A 6,895-nucleotide genomic window follows, 5' to 3' on the forward strand; every position below is an offset into this window, starting at 1 on the left:
GGTCCGCGACCCGGACGGCCGTACCCACGAGGAGATGCATGCCTGCCGTCCTGACCAGCCGCCCACCCGGTGGCACCCGGCTCCTCGGCGTCGGCGCCTACCGCCCCGACCGGGTGGTGACCAACGACGAGGTCTGTGGGCCGATCGACTCCTCCGACGAGTGGATCCGGCAGCGGTCGGGGATCGTGTCGCGCCGCCACGCACGGCCCGACGAGACCGTGGTGAGCATGGCGGCCGCCGCCGCGCGCGACGCCCTCGCGTTCGCCGGGGTGCCCGCCGCCCGGGTCGACACGGTGATCGTCGCGTCGATGTCCAACCTGCAGCAGTCGCCGCCGATCGCGCCGGAGATCGCGCACCGCACCGGCGCCGGGTCCGCCGCGGCCCTCGACGTCGGCGCCGCCTGCGCCGGGTTCTGCCACGGCCTCGCCGTCGCCGACGCGCTCGTGCGGGCCGGGACCTCCGGGTACACCCTGGTCATCGGCACCGAGCGGATGACCGACATCATCGACCCCCGGGACCGCTCCACCGCGTTCCTGTTCGGTGACGGCGCCGGCGCGGTGCTCGTCGGCCCCGCCGGCCTGCCGGGCATCGGGCCGGTGGTGTGGGGCTCCGACGGCGCCCGCAGCGGCCTCATCGCACACACCGACTCGTGGCTCGCGGTCCGCGACAAGCCCGACTTCTGGCCGACCATGCGGATGGCCGGTCAGGAGGTGTTCCGCTGGGCGATCCAGCAGGTCGCGCCGACCGCCCGGGCCGCCGTGGGCGCGGCCGGGCTCGACGTGGCGGACCTGACCGCGTTCGTGCCGCACCAGGCGAACCTCCGCATCGTGGACAAGCTCGCGGCGGCGCTGCGGCTGCCGGACACCGTGCGGGTCGCCCGGGACGTCGTGGACACCGGCAACACCTCGGCGGCGTCGATCCCGCTGGCGCTGCACGCCATGCTCACCGGCGACGCGCCGCCCCCGTCCGGGCCGGCGCTGCTGACCGGCTTCGGCGCGGGGCTGTCCTACGCGGCGCTCGTCGTCGAGCTTCCATGAATCCCCGTGCGGGGAGCGGGACTGGTGCTTTCACCAGAATGCATCACCCTTCCGTGCCCGCCCGGTAGCTTCGCGTGGCGGGCGTCAGGCACACTGCATCCATGGGTCGCAGCGAAAGGCGTCGATTCCTGAGTGTCGTCGTGTGCATGGCGCTCGCCGCCACCGGCGCCTGCACCCCGAGGACGGACCGGGAGGGCCCGGCCGCGGTGCCCGCCTACGCGAAGCCGCCGCGCAGCTTCGCCGACGTGCTCGACCAGAGCGGCGACCGGCCGGTCAAGGCCGGCGAGCACAGCCTGTCGATGTCGCACAGCTCCACGTCGTCGCTCGTCACCGATGACCTCGATCAGGGCGTCGTCCTGCGCGACGGCGCCGTCACGCTCACCGCGCGCAGCACCGGCAGCGGCACCGGTGGCACCGCCGCCCAGGGCGTCGTGGTGTTCCGCGACGCCGTGCACGGCACCGACGTCGCCGAGCAGGTGCTCGCCCCCGAGGCCGCCCGCATCTTCTACGTCGTCAAGAGCGCCGCCGCACCGGTCGCGTTCGACACCACCGTCGCCGGCGCCACCGCGCAGCCCGCCGGGGGCGGCGTCGTGCTGGCGGCCAAGGGCAGGACCGTCGGCGCGATCCCCCCGTCATGGGCGTACGACGCCGGCGGCAAGCTCGTCGCGTCGCACTACGAGGTGCACGGCGACACCGTCCGCCTGATCGTGGAGCACCGCACGGCCGGCGTCGCGTACCCGGTGGTCGCGGACCCGCCGTTCATCCTCGGCGCGGGCGGCCGGCTGGTCGGTGCCCAACTGCTCGGCGGGGTCTTCGAGTGGGCGGCCGTCGCCGCGATCACCTGGGGCGTGGTCAAGTTCGACGCGAACGGCTGCCTGACGCTGAGCACCTTCGCGTCCTGCGCCCTGCACCCGCTGCAGCACGACTGGAGCAACAAGGCCGCGCCGAAGGCGTCGCAGTTCGACGCGAAGATGCCCGGCCTGAAGGGCGCCCGCCTGCCCGACGCGCAGACCAGGCTCAACCGGCTCGGCCTGCGCAACGTCCACCTCGTCGACGACACCGGCCAGGACCGCCGGGTGCTGGACCCGAAGAACTGGGTGGTCGCGGCGCAGTCCCCGGCCGAGGGCACGACGGTGCACGCCAACACCGAGCTCACCCTGCGCGTGCGCAAACCGTCCGACGGCGAGGGTGGCGCGGCCGGCGGCGGCACGGTGCCCGACGTGCTGTGCATGAACCTCCAGGAGGCCCAGGACGAGCTGCGCGCCGCCGGCTACCGCACCACCTCCGAGGACCACACCACGCAGGGCCGGCGCCAGGTCCTGGACCGCAACTGGCTGGTCGTGGCGCAGTCCCCGAAGGCCGGCACGCCCGCCGAGAAAGGCACCCAGGTCGTCATGGAGGTCGTCAAGTACGGCGAGCCGACCGGCCCGTCCGGCTGCAGGAGCTGACGCCGGCGAGCGTCACGCGGGCGGGCCGAACCAGCGGGCGAGGTGCTCGTCGAGGTCCCGCTGGTCGTCGCCGATCCAGGCGACATGGCCGTCAGGGCGCAGCAGGACGGCCGAGGCGTCCAGGGCCGCGGTGGGGTCGCTCAGGTGGTCGACCCGGTCGGACCAGCCGCCGGCGCTCAGCCGTCCGGTGCGGTCCAGCAGCAGGCCGCGGCCGCGGTGCAGCAGGTCGTAGAGGCGGCCCTGGGCGACGTCGAGGTCGGGCAGGCGGCGGCCGAGCAAGTCGAGGCCGGCGCCGAAGTCGTAGCGGACGCCGGTCGCGGTGATCTTCTCCAGCAGGTACCGGTTCACCTCGTCGAAGTCCATCAGTTCGGTGAGCAGCCGGCGCACGGCCTGCGGGCCGGCTCCGGTGGACAGCAGCTCCAGCTGGGCCCGGGTGTTGTCCAGCACGTCCCCGGCGACCGGGTGCCGTTCGGCGTGGTAGGTGTCCAGCAGCTGGGCCGGCGCCCAGCCGCGGATCTGTGCGGCCAGTTTCCAGCCGAGGTTGAACGCGTCCTGCACGCCGAGGTTGAGGCCCTGCCCGCCGATGGGTGGGTGGATGTGCGCCGCGTCACCGGCCAGCAGGACCCGGCCGACCCGGTACCGTTCGGCCAGCCGGGTGGCGTCGCCGAAGCGGGACATCCAGCGCGGGGAGTGCACGCCGAAGTCGGTGCCGGCGACGGTGCGCAGCTGGTGCCGGAAGTCCTCGAGGGTGGGCGGTCCGGCCTCCTCGCCGACTGCCGCGCCGGGGACCACCACGCGGTAGCCCCCCGCGCCGAAGGGGCTGAGGCTGAACCGCCGGTCGGTGGCGGAGATCTCGGCGACCTTGGCGGCGAGTTCCTCCTGCGGTACACCCACCTCCATCTCGCCCATCAGCGTCGCGCTCCGCGCGGGTTCGCCGGGGAAACCGACGCCGAGCAGTTTGCGCACCGTGCTGCGCGCGCCGTCGCAGCCGACGAGATAGCGCGACCGCAGCCGTTCCCCGCCGGCCAGCTCGACGGTCACCCCGTCGCCGTCCTGCTCGGCACCGGCCACGGTACAGCCGTGCCGGACCTGCGCACCGAGCGCGACCGCGTGGTCCTCGAGCAGCTGGACGATAACCGGCTGCGGGATGCCCAGCAGGTAGGCGTGCGCGGAGTCCAGGCCCTTGGGCGCGGGCTTGTCGATGGCGGCGAAGAAGCCGGCGGCCGGGCGCCGCCTGCCGCGTGCGGCGATGCGCTCCAGCAGCCCGCGCATGGCCATCAGCTCGATGGTGCGGATGTGCAGGCCGACGATGCGGACGTACGAGGCGGGCTCGGTGTCCCGCTCCAGGACGAGGACCCGCACGCCGTGCAGCCGCAGCTCGGCGGCGAGCACGGCACCGGTCGGCCCGCAGCCGGCGATGATCACGTCAAACATTGATGGTGTTGCCTTTCGGGAGTGCCTGTTGGCGGCGCTCCCGGCGACACCTACGTCAATCGCCCGACCGTGACGGGAAGGGGGAGCACCCACATCGATACAGCGGTCATGGGGCTCACCTCCTCGGGCGGCGTCTCGGTCAGCTGCACCGTACAAGCCCCCGGCGGCATCCGTCCAGCACGACCCGCCCCCCGAAAGTTTTACCGACGACGCGTCGGTATAGTTGCCGACGCTGCGTCGAGAAACCCTTCCTCAAAGGAGAGCAGGATGTTCCTAGCGCTGCGCGAGCTCCGCTTCGCGCGTTGGCGGTTCACCCTCATGGGCAGCGTCGTCGCCCTCATCGCGGTGCTGGTCGTCCTGTTGTCCGGGCTGTCCTCGGGCCTGGTCAACGACGGCGTGTCCGGCCTGCAACGGCTCCCGGTGACCGCCTTCGCCTTCGACCGGGACATCAAGCTCGACTCGGCGTTCTCCCGCAGCGTCGTGAGCCGCGAGCAGGTCGACACGTGGCGCAAGCAGCCCGGCGTGCGGGACGCCACGCTGTTCGGCAACATGCTGGCCAACGCCCGCAGCGACCGGGGGTTGCCGATCGACCTGGCCCTCTTCGGCGTCGAGCCGGACTCGTTCCTGGCGCCCAAGCCGGCCGAAGGCACCGGGCTCGGCAGCGCGGACGGCATCGTGGTGTCCCAGACCGCCATCGATGCCGGCCTGCGACTCGGTGACACCGTCACCATCGACCGCATCGGCACCAAGCTGACCGTGGTCGGCTCGACCGGGGACCAGCGGACCTATGGTCACGTCGACGTCGCGTACCTGCCGCTCGCCGCCTGGCAGCGCCTGCACCAGGGCGCCGGTCCCGGCGAAGCAATTCGCGACTCGGCGGCCAACGAAGCCACCGCGGTCGCCATCCAGGCCGACGACGGCGTCGACCTCACCGCCGGTGACGCCGCCGCCGGCACGACCAGCTACCGCAAGACGGCGGCGTACGGGGCCTCCCCCGGCTACACCGCCGAGACCTCGACACTCCAGCTCATCCAGGTCTTCCTGTACGCCATCTCGGCGCTGGTGGTCGGCGCGTTCTTCACCGTGTGGACCATCAACCGCAAGCACGAGCTCGCCGTGCTGCGCGCGATGGGTGCCGCCAGGTCGTACCTGCTGCGCGACGGCCTGATCCAGGCGCTGGTGGTGCTCGGCGCCTCGATCGGCGCCGGGGTCGCGGTCGGCGTCGGCCTCGGCGGGCTGATCAGCGGCAGCGCCGTGCCGTTCGCGATCGAGACACCCGCGGTGACCGTGGCCGCCCTCCTGCTGGCCGCTCTCGGCCTGATCGGCGCGGCGGTCGCCATCGTCCGCGTCGCCGCCATCGACCCCCTCGCGGCACTGGGAGGCCAGCGATGAACACCAGCGACCGTACCGGCCTGGCACTGTCCGGCGTCACCGTCCGGCTCGGCGACGGCGATGCGATGGTCACCGCACTGGACGAGGTGAGCCTGACCGTCGCGCCGGGCGAACTGGTCGCCGTGGTCGGCCCCTCGGGCGCCGGCAAGTCGAGCCTGCTCGCCGTCGCCGGCGCGCTGACCCTCCCCGACGTGGGGACCGTCACCATCGACGGCAACGACATCGTCGGCATGAGCGTCAAGGCCCGCGCGGCGTACCGGCGCGACCACATCGGATTCGTGTTCCAGAGCGGCAACCTGCTGCCGGCGCTCACCGCCCTCGACCAGCTCCGCCTGGTCACCGACCTCAGCCGCCGCCGAGCCGACGACCGCGATCCCGCCACCCTGCTCGCGGACGTGGGGATGGCGCACAAGGCCGGCCGCCGGCCGCACCAGCTCTCCGGCGGCGAACGGCAACGCGTCGGCATCGCCCGGGCGCTGGTCGGCCGGCCGTCGCTGCTGCTGGTCGACGAACCCACCGCGGCGCTGGACCGGGCCCGCAGCCACGAGGTGGTGCAGCTGCTCGCCCGGGAGACGAAACAGTGCGCCGTGGCTACGGTTATGGTGACCCATGACCACGATGTACTGGAACATTGCGACCGGGTGGTCGAGATGATCGACGGGCGGTTGTCCGCCGGCTGACGGACACGAGAGGGGGGCCCGTGCCGCGTATCGACGCACCCACCATCCCCGAGCACCGGGCACAGCGCCGCCGGGCCCTCCTCGACGCCGCACGGGCACTGCTGGCCGAGCAGCCGCACCAGCCCCCGACCCTCGCCGCGGTGGCGACCCGGGCCGGGCTGCCCCGCTCATCGGTGTACGAGTACTTCCCGTCCCGCCGGGACCTGCTGCTCGAGCTGGTGCAGGAGGTCCTGCCGAACTGGTCCCGGCGGGTCACCGCCGCCATGGCCGCCGCCGGCAACCCGGGCGAGAAGGTGCTGGCGTACGTCACCACGAACCTGTGCCTGGTCGCCGAGGGTGAGCACGCCCTCGCCACCGCACTGATCCAGTCGGTGCCGGGTGAGCAGGTCAACGTCAGCACCCAACGCATGCACGACCAGATGAGCCAGCCGCTGTCCGCCGCCCTCACCCAACTGGGCCTGCCCGACCCGGACGTCACGGGGCAGCTGATCAGCTCGGTGGTCTACACCGCCAGCCGCATGATCGAGGCGGGGCTCGACATGCCCTCCGTCGAGGCGCGGGTACGCGAGCTGCTCGCACCCTTCCTGCTCGGCCAATCCGGCCCGGCGGCCACCTGATCCCGTCCGGGGCCAGCAGCGCGCCGAGGCTGGACACGTCGCCGGACTGGGCGCTGCGGACCAGTTCCTGAACGGACCGTTCGACGGCCGACGCTAGCTCGGCCAGCGCCGGCCACCAACCAGGCGGGCGTGCCCGATGCCTCGCCGGCACCGGGCACGCCCACGGTTGGATCCGAGCCTCAGCGTTGCAGCGTCAGCACAGCCGGCCGCCACGGCAGCAGGTTGTAGTCGCCGCCCGCGCTGGGGTTCTTGCCCTGGTACAGGAACTGCAGGTTGCACGGGTCGAT

Annotated in this window: 6 protein-coding genes; 5 read left to right on the forward strand and 1 reads right to left on the reverse strand. The window is 73.1% G+C overall.

All coding sequences use genetic code 11. The annotated features are described in order from the left end of the window. Positions 1-38: 38 nt before the first annotated feature. Both AB0H83_RS44265 and AB0H83_RS44270 read left to right on the forward strand, forming a co-directional pair. On the forward strand, positions 39-1,037 hold the full coding sequence (locus AB0H83_RS44265; protein ID WP_360107318.1) for a beta-ketoacyl-ACP synthase 3: 999 nt from the start codon (positions 39-41) through the stop codon (positions 1,035-1,037). Positions 1,038-1,138: 101 nt separating this feature from the next. Continuing rightward, positions 1,139-2,485, forward strand: a complete 1,347-nt coding sequence (locus AB0H83_RS44270; RefSeq protein ID WP_360107321.1) for a PASTA domain-containing protein — start codon at positions 1,139-1,141, stop codon at positions 2,483-2,485. A gap of 12 nt (positions 2,486-2,497) precedes the next feature. Here AB0H83_RS44270 and AB0H83_RS44275 read toward each other — a convergent pair whose 3' ends face one another. Further along, positions 2,498-3,919 (reverse strand): FAD-dependent monooxygenase, encoded by a 1,422-nt coding sequence (locus tag AB0H83_RS44275; protein WP_360107324.1) that lies wholly within the window; start codon positions 3,917-3,919, stop codon positions 2,498-2,500. 267 nt (positions 3,920-4,186) lie between these two features. On the opposite strand from AB0H83_RS44275, the gene AB0H83_RS44280 reads away from it, so the two are divergent. The 3 genes from AB0H83_RS44280 to AB0H83_RS44290 are packed head-to-tail and all read left to right on the forward strand — an operon-like array spanning position 4,187 to position 6,608. Next, on the forward strand, positions 4,187-5,311 hold the full coding sequence (locus tag AB0H83_RS44280) for an ABC transporter permease (RefSeq protein WP_360107326.1): 1,125 nt from the start codon (positions 4,187-4,189) through the stop codon (positions 5,309-5,311). Beyond that, positions 5,308-5,991, forward strand: coding sequence for an ABC transporter ATP-binding protein (locus tag AB0H83_RS44285; RefSeq protein ID WP_360107329.1), 684 nt, complete (start codon positions 5,308-5,310; stop codon positions 5,989-5,991). The genes AB0H83_RS44280 and AB0H83_RS44285 overlap by 4 nt, the downstream gene beginning before the upstream one ends. A 20-nt stretch (positions 5,992-6,011) precedes the next feature. Beyond that, positions 6,012-6,608, forward strand: a complete 597-nt coding sequence (locus tag AB0H83_RS44290; RefSeq protein WP_360107332.1) for a TetR/AcrR family transcriptional regulator — start codon at positions 6,012-6,014, stop codon at positions 6,606-6,608. Positions 6,609-6,895 lie beyond the last annotated feature (287 nt).

Source organism: Dactylosporangium sp. NPDC050688, from assembly GCF_040654515.1.
Lineage (GTDB): Bacteria > Actinomycetota > Actinomycetes > Mycobacteriales > Micromonosporaceae > Dactylosporangium.

Coding starts and splice junctions, on each gene's coding strand:
- AB0H83_RS44265 (WP_360107318.1), top strand. CDS start 39: ATGCCTGCCGTCCTGACCAGCCGCCCACCCGGTGGCACCCGGCTCCTC.
- AB0H83_RS44270 (WP_360107321.1), top strand. CDS start 1,139: ATGGGTCGCAGCGAAAGGCGTCGATTCCTGAGTGTCGTCGTGTGCATG.
- AB0H83_RS44275 (WP_360107324.1), bottom strand. CDS start 3,919: ATGTTTGACGTGATCATCGCCGGCTGCGGGCCGACCGGTGCCGTGCTC.
- AB0H83_RS44280 (WP_360107326.1), top strand. CDS start 4,187: ATGTTCCTAGCGCTGCGCGAGCTCCGCTTCGCGCGTTGGCGGTTCACC.
- AB0H83_RS44285 (WP_360107329.1), top strand. CDS start 5,308: ATGAACACCAGCGACCGTACCGGCCTGGCACTGTCCGGCGTCACCGTC.